Below are 18,580 nucleotides of genomic sequence, written 5' to 3' on the forward strand. Positions count from 1 at the left end.
CCAGGAACTCACTGCCGACCTTGTTGCCGCTGGCGTCGAAACGTTGGCCGTAGATATCCCAGTAGCTGCTCCCCGAGGCTTGGTTGTAAGACTGCCAGACGGTGACCCAGCCGCCACCTGACAGCGTGACCGACGTCGGCCAACTGCGCTCAGAGGAAGGGGACGCGGCGCTGTTGACCTGCTGTTCGCCGCCGATGCGGGTGTTGGCGGCGTCGAAGCGCTGCTGCCAGATCGACCCGGCGGAGGTGTTGCCGGAGATGGCGCCGTTGGTGCTGTACCAGCCGATGACATAGCCACCGTCGGACAGCGCGGTGACAGTGGCGCCGCCCTGGTTGAGGCTGGTGTTGGTGTTGACCAGGAAGGCTGCCCCGGCCGCCGAACCATCGGCATTGTAGCGGCGGGCATAGATGTCCGACGCATTGCCTTCCGCCGTCCACCAGACCTTGACGTAACCGCCGTCAGTCAGGCTCGCCACATAGGACTGCTCCAGCGGCTCGTAGACCAGGTTTGCCGCCACATCTCGGGATTCGGTGCCCACCATAAGCGATGTAAAGGATCCGGCGCCGGTGCTGGATACAGACACCGTGACGTGAGCGCCGGCTGAGCCGCCATGCCCATCGCCGATCACATAATCGAATCCAGCCGCTCCAGAATATCCCGGGGTCGGAGTGAATAGTACGCGACCGCTGGAGTCAGTGGTTACCGTGCCGTGTGTCGCATTGCCAACACCCGAAACGGTCAGTGAATCGCCGTCCGGATCGACATCGTTGGCAAGGAGGGCAGAGGCCAGGATCGACACCGTCGAGCCGAGGCCGGTGCTGAAATTGTCCGCCCCCGCCACCGGCGCATCGTTCCTTCCCTGGACGGTGACGCTGAGCGTCTGCGCCGTGGTCGCGATGCCGTCGGTCACGCCGTAGCCGAAGGTCAACGTGGCGCTTTCCCCCGCCGCCAGATCGTTGAACTGGGCCGGGTCGAGCGTCAGGGTGCCGCCCGTCCGGGTGACGCTCACCGCGCGCCCGCCGGTCTGGCTGAAGCCGGTCACGGACAGAACGTCGATCAGGTCGGGGTCGCTGGCTCCTTGCAGCAGGTTCACCACCAGCGCCGCCGCGTCCTCGTCGGTCGCCGCAGTCACCGGCCCGCTCGCCACGGGCGCGTCGTTGCGTCCGGCGACCGTCACCGACAGCGTGCGCGCGGTGCTGGCGCTGCCGTCCGACACGGCGTAGGCGAAGGTCAAGGCGGCGGTCTGCCCGGCGGCCAGGCTGTTGAACGGGTTGGGGTTGAGGCTCAGCGTGCCGCCGCTCAGGCTCACCGTCGCCGCCGGTCCGCCGGTCTGGACCAGACCCGTCACCGACAGGGCGCTCCCTTCGAAATCCCAGGCCCCTTGCAACAGGTCCACCACCAGCGGCGTGGCGTCCTCGTTGGTCGCGGCGCTCAGATCGTTCGGAATCAACGGCGCGTTGTTGACGTCGAGCCGGATCGTCGCGTCGGCGAACTGGGCGATCTCGACCCCTTGCAGCGTGTCGGTTCCGTCCGCGCCGCTCAGCGCCTGGATCGTCCAGGTTGCGCCGCTCAGCGCCGCCGCGTAGTCCCGGACGTTGCCGCTGAACACCGCCGTGTCGGTGCCAGCCCCACCGATCAGCGTGTCGTTGCCACCGCACCCCTCCAACCGGTCATCGCCCGCGCCGCCGTCCAACCGATTGGCACCGGAGTCGCCCGACAGCGTGTCATTGCCCGCTCCGCCCGTCACATTCTCGATGCCGGTCAGCGCGTCCCCGGCGGCGTCGCCCGCCGTGCCGGTCCCGCTGGCCAGATCGACCGCCACCCCGGCGCTTGCCGTCGCGTAGCTGGCCGTGTCGGTTCCCGCCCCGCCGTCGATGGTGTCGGCCCCGGCCCCGCCGATCAGCGTGTCGTTCCCCGCGCCGCCCGACAGGTTGTCGGTTCCCGCCCCGCCGTCCAGAAGGTTGGCGGTCCCGTCGCCCGACAGCGTGTCGGCGTGGGCCGAGCCGGTCAGATTCTCGATGGAAACGAGCAGGTCGCCCGCCGTCCCGACGCCGCTGGCCAGATCGACCACCACGCCGGACGTGGCCGCCGCGTAGCTGGCCGTGTCGGTGCCGGTTCCACCGTCCAGCGTGTCGGCCCCGATGCCGCCGATCAACGTGTCATTGCCCGCAAAGCCCGACAGGCTGTCGTCGCCGTCCGCCCCGGCCAGCCGGTTGTCCAGCGCGTTGCCGCCGCCGCTGAACGGCCCCGTCCCGGTGTAGGTCAGCGTCTCGACGTTGGCGCCCAGCGTGTAGGCGGCGAGCGCCGTGCGAACCTCGTCGGTGCCCTGGCCCGCCGCCTCCGTCACCACGTCGCCCGCGTTGTCGACGAGGTAGACGTCGTTGCCCGCCCCGCCGACCAGGGTGTCGGCACCCAGCCCGCCATCCAGGATGTTCGCCCCGCCATTGCCGGTCAGGACGTTGTCCAGAGCGTTGCCGGTCCCGTTGATCGACGCCGCGCCGGTCAGGGTCAGTTTTTCCACATGGTCGCCCAGCGCCCAGGACACCGAGGCGTTGACCGTGTCGACGCCCTCGCCCGTCCATTCCGTCACCACGTCGCCCGCGTTGTCGACGACATAGAGATCGTCGCCGACCCCGCCGACCAGGGTGTCGGCGCCCGCCCCGCCGTTCAGCGTGTCGTCGCCGTCCAAACCCGTCAGCAAATTCGCCGCGCCGTTGCCGGTCAGCGCGTTGTTGACCGCGTTGCCGGTGCCGGTGATGGCGGCGGAGCCGGTCAGGGTGAGGTTTTCGAAATCGGCCAGCAGCGTGTGGGTGATCGAACTCTGCACGGTGTCGACGCCCTCGCCGGGCAGTTCGACCAGGACGTCGCCAACGTTGTCGACGACGTAGGTGTCGTTGCCGGTGCCGCCGATCAGCGTGTCGGCTCCGGCCCCGCCGTTCAGCGTGTCGTTGCCGTCCAGCCCGGTCAGCAGATTGTCCGCCGTCGTGCCAGTCAGGTTGTTGTTCAAGCCGTTGCCGGTTCCGGTCAGGGCGGAGCCGGTCAGCACCAGGGCCTCGACATGGTCGCCCAGCGTGTAATCCAGCGCGCTGCGCACCGTGTCGCTGCCCTCGCTGGACAGCTCCGTGACGACGTCGGCGACATCATCGACGTAATAGGTGTCGTTGCCGGTTCCGCCCGCCATGCTGTCGGCACCCAGGCCGCCGTTCAGCGTGTCGTTGCCCGAACCGCCGTCCAGAACATCCGCCCCGGCCCCACCGTCGAGCGAATCATTGCCCGCCGCCCCGACCAGCGTGTCGGCCCCGCCGCCGCCATGGAGCGTGTCGTTCCCAGCGCCGCCCACGCCGTTGAAATCGCCCGCGCCGGTGTAGGTCAGCACCTCGACGTTGGGCGACAGGGTGAAGGCAGACAGCGACGTCCGCACCTCGTCCACGCCCTCACCCGCGTTCTCCACCACCAGATCGGCGACGTCGTCGATCCGGTACAGATCGTTGCCCGCCCCGCCGATCAGCGTGTCGACCCCAAGCCCACCCGACAGCGTGTCGTTGCCGGTGCCCCCTTGGATCACGTTGTCCAGATCGTTGCCGACGCCGGTGAAGGATCCGCTGCCGGTGTAGGTCAGGGTCTCGACGTTGTCGCCCAGCGTGTAGGCGGCGAGGCCCGTCAGCACCGTGTCGGTGCCCTCACCGGCGGCCTCGACGATCTGGTCGAGCGGATTGACGATCTCGTAGACGTCGTCCCCGGCCCCGCCGACCAGCGTGTCGCCGAGCGGGGCGCCAAGCTCGCCGCCAATCAGCGTGTCGTTGCCCAGACCACCGTTCAGGCTGTCGGCACCAAACGAGCCGTCGAGACGGTCATCACCCTCCAACCCGTCCAAGCTGTCCGCCTCAACCCCTCCGATCAGCGTGTCGCTCCCCAACGTCCCAACGATGATCGCCATCCCCCAAACCCCCATAGAGTGGTTGCGTCCAAGCGCTTTGCCCCCAAAGCGCGTGAAACTTGCATACCACCATACGGATGGATGTGACAGCCATCACACCAGATCGGCCCGGTGTAGGGGGCGTGACGCATTGCGCTGGGAAAATGGCAGTCGAGGGAGTCCGGCAGACGACCCTTTGACGGCCAGCCGCCAAACTGTTTGTTCGGAACCCCGCGTTGACGACGGGTTTCCGGACAAACGGAGCGGACGGTGGCGAACATCGGCCATGCCAGAGTCTCGACCACAGATCAGGAACCAGCTCTGCAACTCGACGCCTTGGCCAAGGCAGACTGCGAGCGGGTCTTTCAGGATCAAGCATCCGGAACCAAGGCTGATCGACCGGGGCTGGCGGCGGCCATCGCCTTCGCACGGGCTGGCGACAGTCTGGTGGTTTGGAAGCTGGATCGTCTCGGCTGATCTCTTCCCCGCACCTGATCGAGACCGTGAACATGCTGGAGGTCCGTGGCGTCGGCTTTCGGTCGCGGACCGAAGCGATCGACACGACCACATCTGGCGGTCGGCTGGTGTTCCACATTTTCGGCGCTCTCTTCAGGTGAAGCTGCTGCACGTGCTTCAGGAGCGCGAGGTGGAGTTCGTGGCGACCCGGTGCGGGACGCGGTGTGGGCTGGGGCCTGATCCCGCACCGCCGATTCACCCTGCGGTTCCGCAGCGTTGCCAAGGCAGCAGAAACCGGCCCCGGATGTTGCCTTGGCAACGCCATCTCCACCACACACGTCGGCTAAACACCTGAAAAGAAACAACACACAACATGGCACCCTTGTTGCCGGACAGACCGGGAAACCGCACAACCGGAGACCGCGACCGTGTCCCGCAAAATCATCGACCTGCGCAGCCGCCCGTCCTTCCTGCATGATTTCTATGGGGCCACCCCCGGCACCCCAGCCTTTGACACCGCGCGTTGGCTGAATCGGCGGGTCGGTGCCCGTGGCGACGACCGCCACTTCACCCGCGCCCACACCCTGGACGGCTTTCTGGCCGAGGTGCGCGACGCCGGAATCACCGCCGCCGCGATCATCGGTCGCGACACGCCCGGCGTCAGCACCTCCAACGACCGGGTGCACGAGCTGGTCACGGGTCGGCCCGAACTGATCGGCGTCGGCTCGGTCGATCCGCAGCGCCAGGGCGTCGCGGCGGCGGTGGCGGAGGCCGAGCGCGCCGTGCGCACGCTGGGGCTGAAGGGCATCAATCTGGAACCCGGTTTCCTCGACCCGGCGCTGCCGTTCGACGATCCATCGCTGCTGCCGGTCTACGACGCCTGCGACCAGTTGAAAACGCCGGTGTTCCTGATGACCGGCCCGACCACCCCGGATCCGCGCTTCAACGATCCGACGCCGGTGGCCCGCATCGCCCGCAACTTCCCCAACCTGAACATCGTGATCCATCACGGTTTCTGGCCGCGCGTGGCCGAGATCATAGGCATCGCCTTCCGCTACCCCAACGTCCACATCGTACCGGACATGTACATCTTCCTGCCCGGCAGCCACCTGTATGTCGAGGCCGCCAACGGTTTCCTGCGCGACCAGCTTCTGTTCGGCAGCTCCTTCCCCTTCCGCCCGATGAAACAGACGGTCGAGGATTTCCTGAAGCTCGGCTTCGACGGCGCGGTGCTGGGCGGGCTGTTGCACGACAACGCCCGCCGCCTGCTGGCGCTGGATCTGTGAACGACGCGGGGAACACGGACATGGACATCTTCTGGTTCCTGCCGGTCTATGGCGACGGCCCCTATCTGGGCAGCCAGATCGACAGCCGCCCGGCCACATTGGCGTATTTGAAGGAGATCGCGCAGGCCGCCGACCGGCGGGGCTATCACGGTGTTCTCGTTCCCTGCGGCAAGGCTTGCGAGGAACCCTACATCGTCTCGGCGGCCTTGATCGAGGCCACGGAGCGCCTGCGCTTCCTGGTCGCCACCCGCCCCTCGTCGATGACGCCGACCTTCGCCGCGCGCCTGGCCGCCGGGCTGGACCGGCTGTCGGGTGGGCGTTTCTATCTGAACGTCGTCGCCGGGGGCGACGCGGCGGAGTTGGCCGGGGACGGCGTGTTCCTGGACCATGACGCGCGTTACGCCCAGGCGGTCGAGTTCTTCACCGTGTGGAAGCGGGTGTTGTCCGGCGAAACGGTGGATTTCACCGGCGACCATGTGACGGTGAAGGGGGCGACGGTCCCCCTGCCGCCGGTGCAGCGCCCTCACCCGCCGCTGTTCTTCGGCGGCTCCTCCCCCGCCGGGCACGCGGCGGTCGCCGCCCATTTCGACACCTATCTGACCTGGGCCGAACCGCCGGAGGCCGTGGCCGCCAAGATCACCGACGTGCGGGCGCGCGCCGCCGCCCATGGCCGCCGCCTGACCTATGGCCTGCGCGTCAACGTCATCGTGCGCGAGACGGAGGCCGAGGCCTGGGCCGCCGCCGACCGGCTCATCAGCAAGATCGACCGTTCGGCGGTGGAGGCGGCGCACAGCGCCTTCCGTCAATTCGAATCCGAAGGCCAACGCCGCATGACCGAACTGGCGTCGCGCCGCGATCTGGTGGTGTCGCCCAACCTGTGGGCCGGGGTCGGGCTGGTGCGCGGCGGGGCGGGGACCGCGCTGGTCGGCACCCCCCGGCAGGTGGCCGACCGGTTGCTGGAATACCGGGATCTCGGCATCGACTCCTTCATCCTGTCCGGCTACCCGCATCTGGAGGAGGCGCACCGGGTTGCCGACCTGCTGTTCCCGCTGCTGCCGGTGGCGGCTCCGCCACCCGCCGCCCAACCGGCCCCGGATGTGTCCTTCGTCAGCCCCTTCGGCACTCTGCAACCGGCGCGGAGCGCATCGTGAGTCCGGCTCCCCTGTCCGCCCCGGAGCGGCGCGCGGCGCTGGACACCCTGTGCCATCATCTGGCCGACACCGCCGTGGCCCGCGACCGGGCGGGCGGCACGGCCAAGGCGGAACGCGACGCGATCCGCCGCTCCGGCCTGCTGTCGCTGGCGATTCCGGAAGCGTATGGCGGCGCGGGCGAGGCGTGGCCCGCCATTCTGGGCGCGGTGCGGACGCTGGCGCGGGTGGATTCCTCCCTGGCGCATCTGTTCGCCTTTCAGCATCTGATGATCGCCTCGGTCCTGCTCTACGCCAACCCGACCCAGCGGGCCGGGCTGCTGACCGCCACCGCGCGGCGCAACCTGTTCTGGGGCAACGCGCTGAATCCGCTGGACCGGCGCACCGCTCTGACCCCATCCGGCGAGGATCGATGGGTGTTGTCCGGAATCAAAAGCTTCTGCTCCGGGGCCACCGATTCCGACCGGCTTCTGGTGTCGGCGGACGGGCCGGACGGCGTGTTGCGGGTGCTGGCGCTGCCCACCGACCGGCCGGGCATCACCGTCCACAACGATTGGGACGCCATCGGCCAGCGCCAAACCGACAGCGGAACCGTCAGCTTCACCGAGGTGGCGGTGTCCGCGTCCGACCTGCTGGGGCCGCCGGGGCCGTTCGGCGACGTCGCCAGCAGCCTGCGCCCTTGCATCGCCCAAGCCATACTGGCCAGCCTGTATCTGGGCATTGCCGAAGGGGCGCTGGCGGCGGCGCGCGACTTCACCCTGACCGATGGGCGACCCTGGCGCGCGTCGGGCGTGGCGACCGCCGCCGAGGATCCGTATCTGCTCCACCATGTCGGGGAGGCGCAGCTCGCCATCGCGTCCGCCGACGCGCTGGGCGGCGTCGCGCTGGACCGGCTGCAAACCGCCTGGAACCGTGGCCGGGGGCTGGAGGCGGCGGAGCGCGGGGAAACCGCGTTGGCCATCGCGACCTTCAAGCTCGCCGCCGCCCGCGCCGGGCTGGACGCCGCCAACCGCCTGTTCGACATCACCGGGGCGCGCGGGGCCGCCGCCCGGCATGGTTTTGACCGCTTCTGGCGCAACATCCGCACCCACTCCCTGCACGACCCGCTGGATTACAAGCTGAAGGAGCTGGGCGTCTGGGCGCTGACCGGGGCGTTGCCGGAACCGGGTTTCTACTCCTGACCCCGCAGAAGTGCGGAAAACTGCGGCGGACGAGTGAGCGGATGGAGCGGATCGAAACACACAACTGGGCAGAGGTCTCCGTCATCCTCATTATGCCCGGCCACACGCGGGATTCCTGACACTCTCCCGTCACCCCGGAAGGGGCGGACTTCGTCGGCAATGTGGCTGACGCACCAACGTCGGTCGATGATGTTTTTCCGCGCAGGACCCGCCCGTTTCGTCCGTATGTCCTGATGCAGGGGATCCCTGCGTCACAGGACGGGGCGGCGGGCCGCGTCGGAACGGAAGGAAGCCGGGTCATGGCGGATGATGCCCTCTCCAGCGTCAGTTCCATGGTGTCGAGCCTCAACGCCTCCATCGCCAACGCGGTGTCGGCGCTCCAGGCTTCGCAAAGCTCCAACTCCGCCGAGGAGGTGACGACCTACGAAAAGACGGTCAAGAAATCCAAGCTGACCAGCGTCGGCGGTGCCACCGACATCGGCATTCTGGCGAAGAACACCACCCGCCTGAACGTCGCCAGCACGTTGGGTGCCAACGACAACGTCGATTTCTACAAATTCAAGACCACCAGCAAGGGCGAAGCGACCTTGGGTCATGTCGGCGACGACGGCGTGCGCGTGCAGTTGATGAACCGGCTGGGCACGGTGCTGGCCGACAGCGATCCCAAATCCGGCGACGATTACGAAGCCTTCAAGTCGCTGGAGAAAGGGGAGCTGACCTTGGACAAGGGCGACTACACCCTGCGCGTCACCCGCAGCAAGGGGGAGTCCGCCGCCACACCGAAAAACTACGCGCTTCAGATGATGATGGGGTCCTACAGCCAGGATTACGACACCGTCGCCAAACAACCGTCCGCCAGCGACAACCCGTTTCAGATGTCCTCCAGCCAGCAGGCGTTGCTGGATGGGTTGAACTCCGCCATCAGTTCGGCGAACTCGATCACCTACGGCCAGACCGGGACCGAAAAATTGATGGGCAGCTTCAGCCTGTTCGTGTGAGGCGCTGCGATGCTATGACGCGTCTCCTGCCCCCCGCCACTGGAGACTCGTCGATGCCCCCGCCCTCGCTTCAGCTGCTGCCCCCCGCCGACTGCCGCCGCGTGCCCTGGCGCAACGGTCTGGGAACCACCACCGAAATCGCGGTGGAGGCGTTTGACGACTCTCGCTTCCTGTGGCGCGTCAGCGTTGCCGATGTCGCCGCCGCCGGTCCCTTTTCCAATTTCTCCGGTTACGACCGTTTGATCGCGGTGATCGACGGCGTTGGCATGACGCTGGCGGTGGACGGGGCCGATCCGGTGACGCGGCGGCGCATGGACCCGGCCTTTGCCTTTTCCGGCGATGCGGCGGTCGAGTGCGCCCTGTTGGACGGGCCGATCTGCGATTTCAACCTGATGGTGGACCGGGCGACCGCCACCGGTGCGCTTGATCTGATGGCGGGGGCCGCCCGTTGCGTCCACCACGCGGACGTGATCCTGGTTCACGCCCTGACCGGAACCGCCATGGTGCGCGCCGGATCCGGGGAATCGCTGGACGTGCCGCCGGGCCACACGCTGCTGCTGCGGAACCAAACGGCGACGATTGCCGTTCCGGAGGAGGCCGAAGCGGTGGTGGCGACGATCAACCGCCGCGCCCTTTGACCGGCATCGGCCACCCATTGCCCACCCATTGCCCACCCATTGACGGCCCGTTGACCGGTGCCGCGATCCAGCGCGCTTGACGTCTCTCGGCCCAGATTGTACCGTTCGGTCAACTTTGGAACGAAAGGTACAGAGATGCGCCGTTACCTGCTGCCACACCTGCCCACCCCGTCACCGCTGCGCTGTCTGCTGGCCGGGCTGGGCGCGATCCTCGCTGTTGGGCTGGTGGGCGGATTGAGCGTTCACATGGGCACGCCGCTGCTGATCGCCCCCTTCGGCGCAAGCTGCGTCCTGTTGTTTTCCGTGCCCAACAGCCCCTTGTCCCAACCGATGCATGTGGTGGGCGGCCATGTCCTGTCCGCCCTGGTGGGGTTGCTGCTGCGGGCGGCGCTGCCGAACGAATGGTGGGCGGTGGCGCTGGCGGTGGGGGCGGCGGTGGCCCTGATGGCGCTGTTCCGTGTGACGCATCCGCCCGCCGGGGCGGATCCCATCGTGGTGTTTGCCGCCGATCCCGGTTTCGCGTATCTGGTGACGCCGGTTCTGGCCGGATCGGTCAGCCTGGTGATGATCGCCGTGCTGTACCACCGCGTGACCAACACCCCCTACCCGTTGAAGCCCGCCTGATGCCCCGGACCATCGCCGAACGCGCCGACGTGCTGCCCGTGCTGGGCGAACTCTTCCGCCGCCATGGCTATGAGGGGGCCAGTCTGGCGGTGATCGCCAAGGCCACCGGCCTGGGCAAGGGCAGCCTTTACAACTTCTTCCCCGGCGGCAAGGAGGAGATGGCGGCGGCGGTGCTGACCAACGTCGAGGAGTGGTTTGAAACCAACCTCTTCACCCCGCTGTTCGCGGTGACGGACCGGGTGGGCGCGGTGGCGGCCGTGGCGGCGATGGTCACGGCGGTGGACACCTATTTCCGGTCGGGGCGGCGGATGTGTCTGGTCGGTGTCTTCGCGCTGGGTGACGTGCGCGATCCCTTCGCCGACCGCATCCAGGGCTATTTCCAGCGCTGGATCGATGGGTTGGCGCACGCCCTGGCCCGATGCGGTCACGATCCCGCCGACGCGCGCGGCATCGCCGAGGAGGTGGTGGCCGGAATCCAGGGAGCCTTGGTGACGGCGCGGGCAACCGATGACCCGGCCCTGTTCACCCGCGTGCTGGATCGTTTGCGGCGGCGCTGCGGCGTCCCGGAATAGCCGCTCAGGCCCGTCCCTGGGGTTCGGCGTTGGCCAGTTGGTCGCGGTCGGCGCGCACGGTCGCCAGGGTCAAGCCTTGCCAATACAGGTCCAGCAACGGTGCGGGCATCCCGCCATTCTCATGCCCCGGCAGGGGCTGGATGGTCGCGGCGTGGGCCAAGGCGGCGTTGGTGGCGTTGACGCTGCGGCTGGCGGCGTCGCCCAACAGGGACAGGGTTTGCGCCAGGGCAGCGGCGTCAAAGCGCAGCCGGGCCGGGGCCACCGTCAATTGCGCCGCACCGCCGCGCAACCGCCCAATCGCCACATAGACGTCCAGCAGATCCTTGCGGTCCTCCGGGCGGATCAGCGCGGTGACGATGCGGTTGCCGGTCAAAGGGCCATGCCCGTCGAACTCGTACAGGGTGGCCCGTTCGGTTTGCCGCGCGGTGGCGAGCGGACGCAGTCGGTCGGTCAATGGGATGGCGGTCTGGCGGGCGGCGGCGTCGAACAGGTCGGCGTGGCCCCCTTCCGTCATCACCACCAGCGGCGCGTCGGTGGCCGCCGCCGTCGCCAACAGCCGGGCGAGTTGGGCCAGCGGGTCGGTGTCCGTCTCTGCCACTGCCTCCGCCTCCGCGCTGTCCTGCGCCATCGCCTGCAACAGATCGGCCCCACGGCGCAGCAGCGCTTCGGCAAAGCTGATGTCGGTGTCCATGGCGTCGGTGTCCCCTTGGTCGCGCGGTTCGGGGGCTGTTTGTAGGACAGGAAACGGGGAGCGCTCAACCCTTCCCTGCTTGATGGCCTCAGGGGAGTGGCTTCAGTGCGGCGGGTAGACGCTGGTGATGCCGGACAGGATGGTTTGCGCGGCGAGCGCGGCCAGCACGATGCCCAACACCCGGCTGACGGTTTGGATCACCGTGCGGCCCAGCATCCGCCGCACCACGTCGGCCCCCAACAGAATCAGCGTCACCCCGCCGATCACCGTGGCCGCCGCGCCCAGCACGCCGATCTGCCCGACCACCGTCGCCCCCGACCGGTCCATCAGCAGCAGGATGGAGGTGATCGCCCCCGGCCCGGCGATCAGCGGAACCGCCAGCGGGAAGACGGCCAGATCATGGGCGTCCTCGTCGGTCAACGCGTCGTCGGTGTCGCGGCCCTTGCGGTCGGACCGTTTGCCGAACAGCATTTCAAAGGCGATCCAGAACAGCAGCGCGCCACCGGCGATGCGGAAAGCGGGCATGCTGATGGTCAGGGTGTCCAGAACCAGCTTGCCGAAATAGGCGAAGAACACCAGGACGATGAAGGCGATGGCGGTCCCGCGCACCGCGATCATCCGCTTTTGCCGCGCCTCGAACCCGCGCGTCAGGGCGATGAAGAGCGGGACCAGACCGGGCGGATCGACCACGACGAAGAAGATCACGAGGTTGCTGATGTAATCGGACATGGGCGCGGCTCCGACGGTCAGGGTTGGGGGGCGAATGGGCGGAGGCTTACGGGGCGATGGGGTCGCCTTGGATGCGGCCGAACCACCGGGCGTCGTGGTAGGCCCCCTTGAACCAGCCGCGCCCGCGCGTGGTTCCTTCGTAGCGAAAACCGGCCTTTTCCAGCACCCGATCCGACGCGCCGTTGCCCGCCAGGGTCCAGGCCTCCATCCGATGAAGGCCAAAGCTGTCGTGGCCGCACACGACCACGGCGCGCAACGCCTCCGTCATCACGCCCCGGCCCCAACAATCGGGATGGATTTCATAGCCGACCCCGGCGCAACTCCAGTCGCGCATGAAATAGTTGAAGCGGATGGAGCCAAGGAAGGCCGCCGTTTGCCGATCCTCGATGATCCAGGAACAGCCCATGCCGCGCGGCAGCGCGTCGGCCATCATGCCGACAAAGTCGCGGCCTTGCTCCGGCGTCGGGTCGTTGGGCCAGTTGGAATGATCGACCACCCCCGGCGTGGCGAGCAACGCGCGGAACGGCTCGGCATCGTCCAACGTGACCGCGCGCAGCAACAGCCGGTCGGTGTGCAGGGTGGGAAATTCCGTGACCTCGGCCATCGGCATCGCGGGGCGCTCCCTCTCATCGCTCGGTGCGGGTGTGGTGGAATGATAGGCGGGCCACCGGGCGGCGTCACGCGTCGTTCAGCGCCGGGCCGAAGGTCTCCAGCCCAGCCAGCCCGGCGGGGGTGAGTTGGTAGGTTCCACGCGCCACCCGCTCGAACCAGCCATAGACGTCGCGTTGCAGCAGGGCCGCCACATCCTTCGGCGCACCGGCGGCGCGCAGGGCGGCGACCGTCTGCGGCTCGTCGCGCAGCAGGCGGGCGCAGCGGATCGCGTCCTGGCGGTAGGCGGTGATGATCGGCACGCGGGTGGAGCCGCCCCGGTTGGGGTCGCCGACCCGGCGCGCGTGCTCCCCCAACAGACGCTTGGTCCGCTTGACGTCCTTGCGCGGGGTGTAGGGAACCGGATCGAGCAGAACGGTGACGCGGTGGCCCTCCGCCAAAGCCGGATCGACGATCATCAAGCCAAGGCCAAGGCGGCGGCACAGCTTCTTGACCCCCGAATCCAGCGGCGACGGCCCGCTCGCCCGTCGCCCCGGCGACGGCACGGCCAGATACACCCGGTCGGTCATCGCCAACCGGTCCACCCCCTGGAGCAGCAGGTCCAGGGTGAAGCGTTTTTTCAACTCCACGATCACCGGCGGTTCGTCGCCGCGCACGCCGACCAGATCGCAGCCCTTGATCTCCCCCTTCACGGCGTAGCCCTGCCCTTCGAGGAAGGCTTTCACCGGGGCGTAGAGGTCGGTTTCGGCGGCGACGGTCAAAAGTCGCCTGTCAGCACATCGATGGCGCGCCGGATGTCGGCGTGGGCGCTCTGCGCCGTGGCGACCACAGCACCAATTCTTGTGACCGACAGCGCGCCGATCTGGGGTGTCACCGCGACAAACTCATCCTCCCCCACCCGAACGCGCGGCATGATCCGTGGGATTGGTTGTTCAACTTCGGACGCCCGGAACAGCGGCACGACCACGCGTGTCCGCTCGACATCCACATAGTCGCCTTGAACGATCAACAAGTAGGGAATGGGGTGTTGCCGTTTTCCCTGCGCCGCTGGATTGAGACAAACATCCAGATAACGCATCAGGAAAACCGTTCGTCGTCACCGAACACACCCAGCCGATCCACCATGGCGTCATAGGCCGCAAACGCGTCGCGGTTGTCCTCCACCCACTGCCGGATCTCGGCGTCGGTCGCACGGGGTGTCTTGCTGGCCGTCGTCGTGACCGGCGTGTCCGCCCCGGTGCGCGGCGGGATGGCGCTATGAACGGCAAAACGGCTCATGGCCACCTTCTCCAACAGCGTGCTGTGGAAGAAGTATGGCGCATGAGCCGAACGGCGTCCAGGGTGCGGAACCAAGAGGCCTTGCGGGCGTTACGCCGCCTGCTTCTTCTTGCGCAGGATCTCCAGGATCTCCGCCGCCGCCTTGGGGATGTTGGTGCCCGGCCCGTAGATGGCCGACGCCCCCGCCTTGTAGAGGTAATCGTAATCCTGGGGCGGGATGACGCCACCGCAGACGACCAGAATGTCACCGGCCCCCTGGCGGCGCAGCTCGTCCACCAATTGCGGCACCAGGGTTTTATGACCGGCCGCCTGGCTCGACACGCCGATGACGTGCACGTCGTTTTCCACCGCCTGGCGCGCCGCCTCGTCCGGGGTTTGGAACAGCGGGCCGATGTCCACGTCGAAACCGATGTCGGCGAAGCTGGTGGCGATCACCTTGGCCCCCCGGTCGTGGCCGTCCTGGCCCATCTTGACGACCAGGATGCGCGGGCGGCGGCCTTCCTCGGCGGCGAAGGCGGCGACGTCCTCCTGAATCTTCTTGAACCCGGCGTCACCGTCATAGGCCGAACCATAGACGCCCGACACCGACCGGATCACCGCCACATGGCGGGTGAAGGCCTTTTCCAGCGCGTCGGAGATTTCCCCGACGGTGGCGCGGGCGCGGGTGGCGACCACCGCCAGGGCCAGCAGATTGCCCGACTTGTCCGCAGCGGCCTGCGTCAACGCGTCGAGCGCGGCGCGGCAGGCGGCCTCGTCGCGGCTGGCGCGGATCGTCTTCAACCGGGCGATCTGGGCCTCGCGCACGGCGGTGTTGTCGATGTCCAGCACATCGACGCTGTCGGGGTTTTCCGGGCGGTACTTGTTGACGCCGACGATGACCTCCTCCCCCCGGTCGATGGCGGCCTGACGGCGGGCGGCGGCCTCCTCGATCAGCAGCTTGGGCATGCCGCTTTCCACGGCCTTGGTCATGCCGCCCATCTCCTCGACCCGCTCGATCAACTCCAGCGCCGCCTTGGCGAGGCTGTGGGTGAGGTGTTCGACGTAGTAGGAGCCGCCCAGCGGATCGACGACCTTGGTCACGCCGGTTTCCTCGGCGATCACCAATTGGGTGTTGCGGGCGATGCGGGCCGACGTGGCGGTCGGCAGGCCCAGCGCCTCGTCAAAGGCGTTGGTGTGCAGCGATTGGGTGCCGCCCAGCACCGCCGCCATCGCTTCCACCGTGGTGCGGATGACGTTGTTGTAGGGATCCTGTTCGGTCAGGCTGACGCCCGAGGTCTGGCAATGGGTGCGCAACGCCAGCGAGCGCGCGTCCTTCGGCGCGAATTTCTGCTGCATCAGGCTGGACCACAGCAGCCGCGCGGCGCGCAGCTTGGCGATCTCCATGAAGAAATTCATGCCGATGGAGAAGAAGAAGGACAGGCGCGGGGCGAATTTGTCCACCGGCAGCCCCTTGGACATCGCCGCGCGGACATATTCCAGCCCGTCGGCGATGGTGAAGGCCAGTTCCTGCACCGCCGTCGCCCCGGCTTCCTGCATGTGATAACCGGAAATCGAGATCGAGTTGAATTTCGGCATGTGCTGGGAGGTGTACTCGATGATGTCGGCGATGATCCGCATCGAGGGTTCGGGCGGGTAGATGTAGGTGTTGCGGACCATGAACTCCTTGAGGATGTCGTTCTGGATGGTTCCGCTCAGCTTCTCCTGCGGCACGCCCTGCTCTTCGGCGGCGACGATGTAGCCGGCCAAAATCGGCAGAACCGCGCCGTTCATCGTCATCGACACCGACATCTTGTCGAGCGGGATGTCGGCGAACAGGATCTTCATGTCCTCGACCGAATCGATGGCGACGCCCGCCTTGCCAACGTCGCCGACGACGCGCGGGTGATCGCTGTCATAACCGCGATGGGTCGCCAGATCGAAGGCGACCGACAGGCCCATCTGTCCGGCCTTCAGGTTCGCCTTGTAAAAGGCGTTGCTGGCCTCGGCGGTCGAAAAACCGGCGTATTGCCGGATGGTCCAGGGCTTCACCGCGTACATCGTCGCGCGGGGGCCGCGCGTGAAGGGCGGGAAGCCGGGAATGGTTTCCAGCTCCAACCCTTCCAGATCGGCGGCGGTGTAGAGCGCTTTGACGTCCAGTCCCTCGGGCGTCTTCCACACCAGCGTGGACGGGTCGGCGTCGGCGCCGAGATCCTTGGCGGCCAGCTTGTCCCAATCGGCAAGGCTCTTCTTTGGGAACTCGGTCATCGACGCTCTCCTGTCCGTGATCGGCGGGCGGGCGGGGCGTCCATCCCCCGGTCCACCCGGTTCCCGCCGTCGGTTGATCCGGCGAGCGGGCTTTTGCGGTTGCCATGCCCCCGCCCGGTGCGAGACGGGCGGGGGCCGGGCGTTTCCTCTCCTGGCTTTTCTTTTTGTCTTTTTTGACGTTGTTCTTTGTCGTTTTTCTTACGCGAATTCCACGATCTTTTGATCGACCGCCAGGCTGCTGCCCGGCGCGGCGTGGATTTTCGCAACCGTTCCATCCTGGGAGGCCCGCAGGATGTTTTCCATCTTCATCGCCTCGACCACAGCCAGCACCTCACCGGCCTTGATCTCCTGCCCTTCCGAGACCGCCAGGGAAACCAGCAGGCCCGGCATCGGCGACAGCAGGAATTTCGACATGTCCGGCGGGGCCTTCACCGGCATCAGCGCGTCCAGACGGGCGGCGTTCGGCGTCAGCACCTTGACCATCGCCTGCGCACCGGAATGGTGCAGGCGGTAGCCGATGCCCACCCGGTCGATCTGGATGCAGACATGCGCCCCGTTGACCGTGCCCCGGAACAGCGGCTCGCCAATCCGCCAATCGGTCCACACCGCGTGGTGCTGGCCCGCGATGTCCACCGTGTAGCCGACGCGCATCGGCCCGTCACTGGCCGGGTGCAGATGCACCGGGTGGGGCGTGCCATCGACGACGACAACCCAATCGTCGCGCACCTTGACCGTGTTGCCGACCATCTTGCCGGAGATCTGGATGTCGCGGTCGTTCAGGCTGCGGTGGATCACCGCCGCCACCGCCACCAGCACCGCCGGATCCTCCGGCGGCAGATCGGACGCGTGGAAGCCGTTCGGGTACTCTTCGGCGATGAAGTTGGTGGTCAGGCGTCCGTCCACGAACCGTTGGTTGGCCATCAGCGAGGCCAGGAACGGGATGTTGTGGCTGACGCCCCGGATGTAATACTGATCAAGCGCCTCGCGCATCCGGGCGATCGCGGCGTCGCGCGTCGATCCCCAGGTGCAGAGCTTGGCGATCATCGGATCGTAGAACATCGAGATTTCGCCGCCCTCGAACACGCCGGTGTCGACGCGGACATGCGGGTCGTCCGACGGCGGGCGGTAATGGGTCAGGCGGCCGGTGGAGGGCAGGAAGTTGCGGAACGGATCCTCGGCGTAGACGCGCGCCTCGATGGCCCAGCCATGCAGGCGGACATCCTCCTGCTTGATCGTCAGCTTCTCGCCCGCCGCGACGCGGATCATCAGCTCGACCAGATCGAAACCGGTGATGAGTTCCGTGACCGGGTGTTCGACCTGAAGACGGGTGTTCATCTCCAGGAAGTAGAAGTTGCGGTCGGCGTCGACGATGAATTCGACGGTTCCCGCCGACTTGTATTGCACCGCGTCGGCCAGGGCCACGGCCTGCTCGCCCATCGCCTTGCGCGTTGCCTCGTCCAGGAAGGGCGAGGGGGCCTCCTCGATCACCTTCTGGTGACGGCGTTGGATCGAGCATTCGCGCTCGCCCAGATAGAGCGAGGTCCCCTGCCCGTCGGCCAGAAGCTGGATTTCTATGTGGCGCGGCTGCTGGATGAATTTTTCGATGAAGACGCGGTCGTCGGCGAAGCTGGAGCGCGCCTCGTTGGTGGCCGACCGGAAGCCCTCGCGCGCCTCCTCGTCGTTCCAGGCCACGCGCATGCCCTTGCCGCCGCCGCCCGCCGACGCCTTGATCATCACCGGATAGCCGATCTCGCGGGCGATCTTCACCGCCTCCTCATCGTCGGCGATGACGCCGAGATAGCCGGGAACGGTGGAGACACCGGCGACCTTGGCCAGCTTCTTCGATTCGATCTTGTCGCCCATCGCCCGCATGGCGTGGGCGTCGGGGCCGATGAAGGCGATGCCCGCCGCCGCAAGCGCTTCCTGGAAAGCGGGCTTTTCCGACAGGAAGCCGTAGCCGGGGTGCACGGCCTGCGCGCCGGTCTGCTTGCAGGCGTCGATGATGCGGTCGATCAGCAGATAGCTTTGCGCCGACGGCGGCGGGCCGATGTGCACGGCCTCGTCGGCCATTTCGACGTGCAGGGCGTTCTTGTCGGCGTCGGAATAGACCGCCACCGTCTTGATGCCCAGGCGGCGCGCGGTGCGGATGACGCGGCAGGCGATTTCGCCACGGTTGGCGATGAGAATTTTCTCAAACATGCGGCCAGCCC

General features: G+C 67.5%; 17 protein-coding genes. 8 read left to right on the forward strand and 9 right to left on the reverse strand.

Annotated elements, in window-relative coordinates:
• A partial coding sequence (locus EJ903_RS18860; protein WP_246015744.1) for a beta strand repeat-containing protein occupies positions 1–3,937 on the reverse strand: 3,937 nt, incomplete at its 3' end.
• Between the two features lie 249 nt (positions 3,938–4,186).
• On the opposite strand from EJ903_RS18860, the gene EJ903_RS28165 reads away from it, so the two are divergent.
• From EJ903_RS28165 to EJ903_RS18900, 8 genes are all read left to right on the forward strand, one after another.
• Positions 4,187–4,393: a recombinase family protein gene (locus tag EJ903_RS28165; RefSeq protein ID WP_425455507.1), complete on the forward strand. Its 207-nt coding sequence runs from the start codon at positions 4,187–4,189 to the stop codon at positions 4,391–4,393.
• Between the two features lie 407 nt (positions 4,394–4,800).
• Entirely contained in the window at positions 4,801–5,658 is an 858-nt protein-coding gene (locus EJ903_RS18870; RefSeq protein ID WP_126618354.1) for an amidohydrolase family protein, read from the forward strand.
• A 20-nt stretch (positions 5,659–5,678) separates the two neighbouring features.
• Entirely contained in the window at positions 5,679–6,809 is a 1,131-nt protein-coding gene (gene ssuD, locus EJ903_RS18875; protein WP_126618356.1) for an FMNH2-dependent alkanesulfonate monooxygenase, read from the forward strand.
• On the forward strand, positions 6,806–7,987 hold the full coding sequence (locus EJ903_RS18880; protein WP_126618358.1) for an acyl-CoA dehydrogenase family protein: 1,182 nt from the start codon (positions 6,806–6,808) through the stop codon (positions 7,985–7,987). The genes ssuD and EJ903_RS18880 overlap by 4 nt, the downstream gene beginning before the upstream one ends.
• Before the next feature lie 299 nt (positions 7,988–8,286).
• Complete coding sequence (locus EJ903_RS18885) at positions 8,287–8,985, forward strand: hypothetical protein (RefSeq protein ID WP_126618360.1); 699 nt, start codon at positions 8,287–8,289, stop codon at positions 8,983–8,985.
• Positions 8,986–9,038: 53 nt separating this feature from the next.
• Positions 9,039–9,623, forward strand: a complete 585-nt coding sequence (locus EJ903_RS18890) for a HutD/Ves family protein (RefSeq protein ID WP_126618362.1) — start codon at positions 9,039–9,041, stop codon at positions 9,621–9,623.
• A gap of 135 nt (positions 9,624–9,758) precedes the next feature.
• On the forward strand, positions 9,759–10,247 hold the full coding sequence (locus tag EJ903_RS18895) for an HPP family protein (protein ID WP_126618364.1): 489 nt from the start codon (positions 9,759–9,761) through the stop codon (positions 10,245–10,247).
• Complete coding sequence (locus EJ903_RS18900) at positions 10,247–10,819, forward strand: TetR/AcrR family transcriptional regulator (RefSeq protein ID WP_126618366.1); 573 nt, start codon at positions 10,247–10,249, stop codon at positions 10,817–10,819. Before EJ903_RS18895 ends, EJ903_RS18900 begins: the two co-directional genes overlap by 1 nt.
• A 4-nt stretch (positions 10,820–10,823) precedes the next feature.
• Here EJ903_RS18900 and EJ903_RS18905 read toward each other — a convergent pair whose 3' ends face one another.
• The 8 genes from EJ903_RS18905 to EJ903_RS18940 all read right to left on the reverse strand — a co-directional run bounded on the left by EJ903_RS18905 (position 10,824) and on the right by EJ903_RS18940 (position 18,569).
• On the reverse strand, positions 10,824–11,510 hold the full coding sequence (locus EJ903_RS18905) for a hypothetical protein (protein WP_126618368.1): 687 nt from the start codon (positions 11,508–11,510) through the stop codon (positions 10,824–10,826).
• Between the two features lie 102 nt (positions 11,511–11,612).
• Positions 11,613–12,239 (reverse strand): MarC family protein, encoded by a 627-nt coding sequence (locus tag EJ903_RS18910; RefSeq protein WP_126618370.1) that lies wholly within the window; start codon positions 12,237–12,239, stop codon positions 11,613–11,615.
• A gap of 46 nt (positions 12,240–12,285) precedes the next feature.
• Entirely contained in the window at positions 12,286–12,849 is a 564-nt protein-coding gene (locus EJ903_RS18915) for a GNAT family N-acetyltransferase (protein WP_126618372.1), read from the reverse strand.
• 67 nt (positions 12,850–12,916) lie between these two features.
• Entirely contained in the window at positions 12,917–13,609 is a 693-nt protein-coding gene (locus EJ903_RS18920) for a DUF2161 domain-containing phosphodiesterase (RefSeq protein WP_126618374.1), read from the reverse strand.
• Positions 13,606–13,926, reverse strand: coding sequence for a CcdB family protein (locus EJ903_RS18925; RefSeq protein ID WP_126618376.1), 321 nt, complete (start codon positions 13,924–13,926; stop codon positions 13,606–13,608). Before EJ903_RS18925 ends, EJ903_RS18920 begins: the two co-directional genes overlap by 4 nt.
• Positions 13,926–14,126, reverse strand: a complete 201-nt coding sequence (locus tag EJ903_RS18930) for a type II toxin-antitoxin system CcdA family antitoxin (protein WP_126618378.1) — start codon at positions 14,124–14,126, stop codon at positions 13,926–13,928. Before EJ903_RS18930 ends, EJ903_RS18925 begins: the two co-directional genes overlap by 1 nt.
• 90 nt (positions 14,127–14,216) lie before the next feature.
• Complete coding sequence (gene scpA, locus EJ903_RS18935) at positions 14,217–16,370, reverse strand: methylmalonyl-CoA mutase (protein WP_126618380.1); 2,154 nt, start codon at positions 16,368–16,370, stop codon at positions 14,217–14,219.
• A 198-nt stretch (positions 16,371–16,568) separates the two neighbouring features.
• Positions 16,569–18,569 carry an acetyl-CoA carboxylase biotin carboxylase subunit gene (locus tag EJ903_RS18940; protein ID WP_126618382.1) on the reverse strand — a complete coding sequence of 667 codons (2,001 nt, stop codon included), beginning with the start codon at positions 18,567–18,569 and terminating at the stop codon, positions 16,569–16,571.
• Between the last annotated feature and the right edge of the window lie 11 nt (positions 18,570–18,580).

Source organism: Azospirillum griseum (assembly GCF_003966125.1).
Taxonomy (GTDB): domain Bacteria; phylum Pseudomonadota; class Alphaproteobacteria; order Azospirillales; family Azospirillaceae; genus Azospirillum; species Azospirillum griseum.

Bases quoted from the DNA above. Each gene is read 5' to 3' on its own strand.
- EJ903_RS18885 (WP_126618360.1), top strand. From the start codon at position 8,287: ATGGCGGATGATGCCCTCTCCAGCGTCAGTTCCATGGTGTCGAGCCTC.
- EJ903_RS18940 (WP_126618382.1), bottom strand. From the start codon at position 18,569: ATGTTTGAGAAAATTCTCATCGCCAACCGTGGCGAAATCGCCTGCCGC.
- EJ903_RS18905 (WP_126618368.1), bottom strand. From the start codon at position 11,510: ATGGACACCGACATCAGCTTTGCCGAAGCGCTGCTGCGCCGTGGGGCC.
- EJ903_RS18890 (WP_126618362.1), top strand. From the start codon at position 9,039: ATGCCCCCGCCCTCGCTTCAGCTGCTGCCCCCCGCCGACTGCCGCCGC.
- EJ903_RS18895 (WP_126618364.1), top strand. From the start codon at position 9,759: ATGCGCCGTTACCTGCTGCCACACCTGCCCACCCCGTCACCGCTGCGC.
- EJ903_RS18910 (WP_126618370.1), bottom strand. From the start codon at position 12,239: ATGTCCGATTACATCAGCAACCTCGTGATCTTCTTCGTCGTGGTCGAT.
- scpA (WP_126618380.1), bottom strand. From the start codon at position 16,370: ATGACCGAGTTCCCAAAGAAGAGCCTTGCCGATTGGGACAAGCTGGCC.
- EJ903_RS18925 (WP_126618376.1), bottom strand. From the start codon at position 13,926: ATGCGTTATCTGGATGTTTGTCTCAATCCAGCGGCGCAGGGAAAACGG.
- ssuD (WP_126618356.1), top strand. From the start codon at position 5,679: ATGGACATCTTCTGGTTCCTGCCGGTCTATGGCGACGGCCCCTATCTG.
- EJ903_RS18915 (WP_126618372.1), bottom strand. From the start codon at position 12,849: ATGCCGATGGCCGAGGTCACGGAATTTCCCACCCTGCACACCGACCGG.
- EJ903_RS18900 (WP_126618366.1), top strand. From the start codon at position 10,247: ATGCCCCGGACCATCGCCGAACGCGCCGACGTGCTGCCCGTGCTGGGC.
- EJ903_RS18930 (WP_126618378.1), bottom strand. From the start codon at position 14,126: ATGAGCCGTTTTGCCGTTCATAGCGCCATCCCGCCGCGCACCGGGGCG.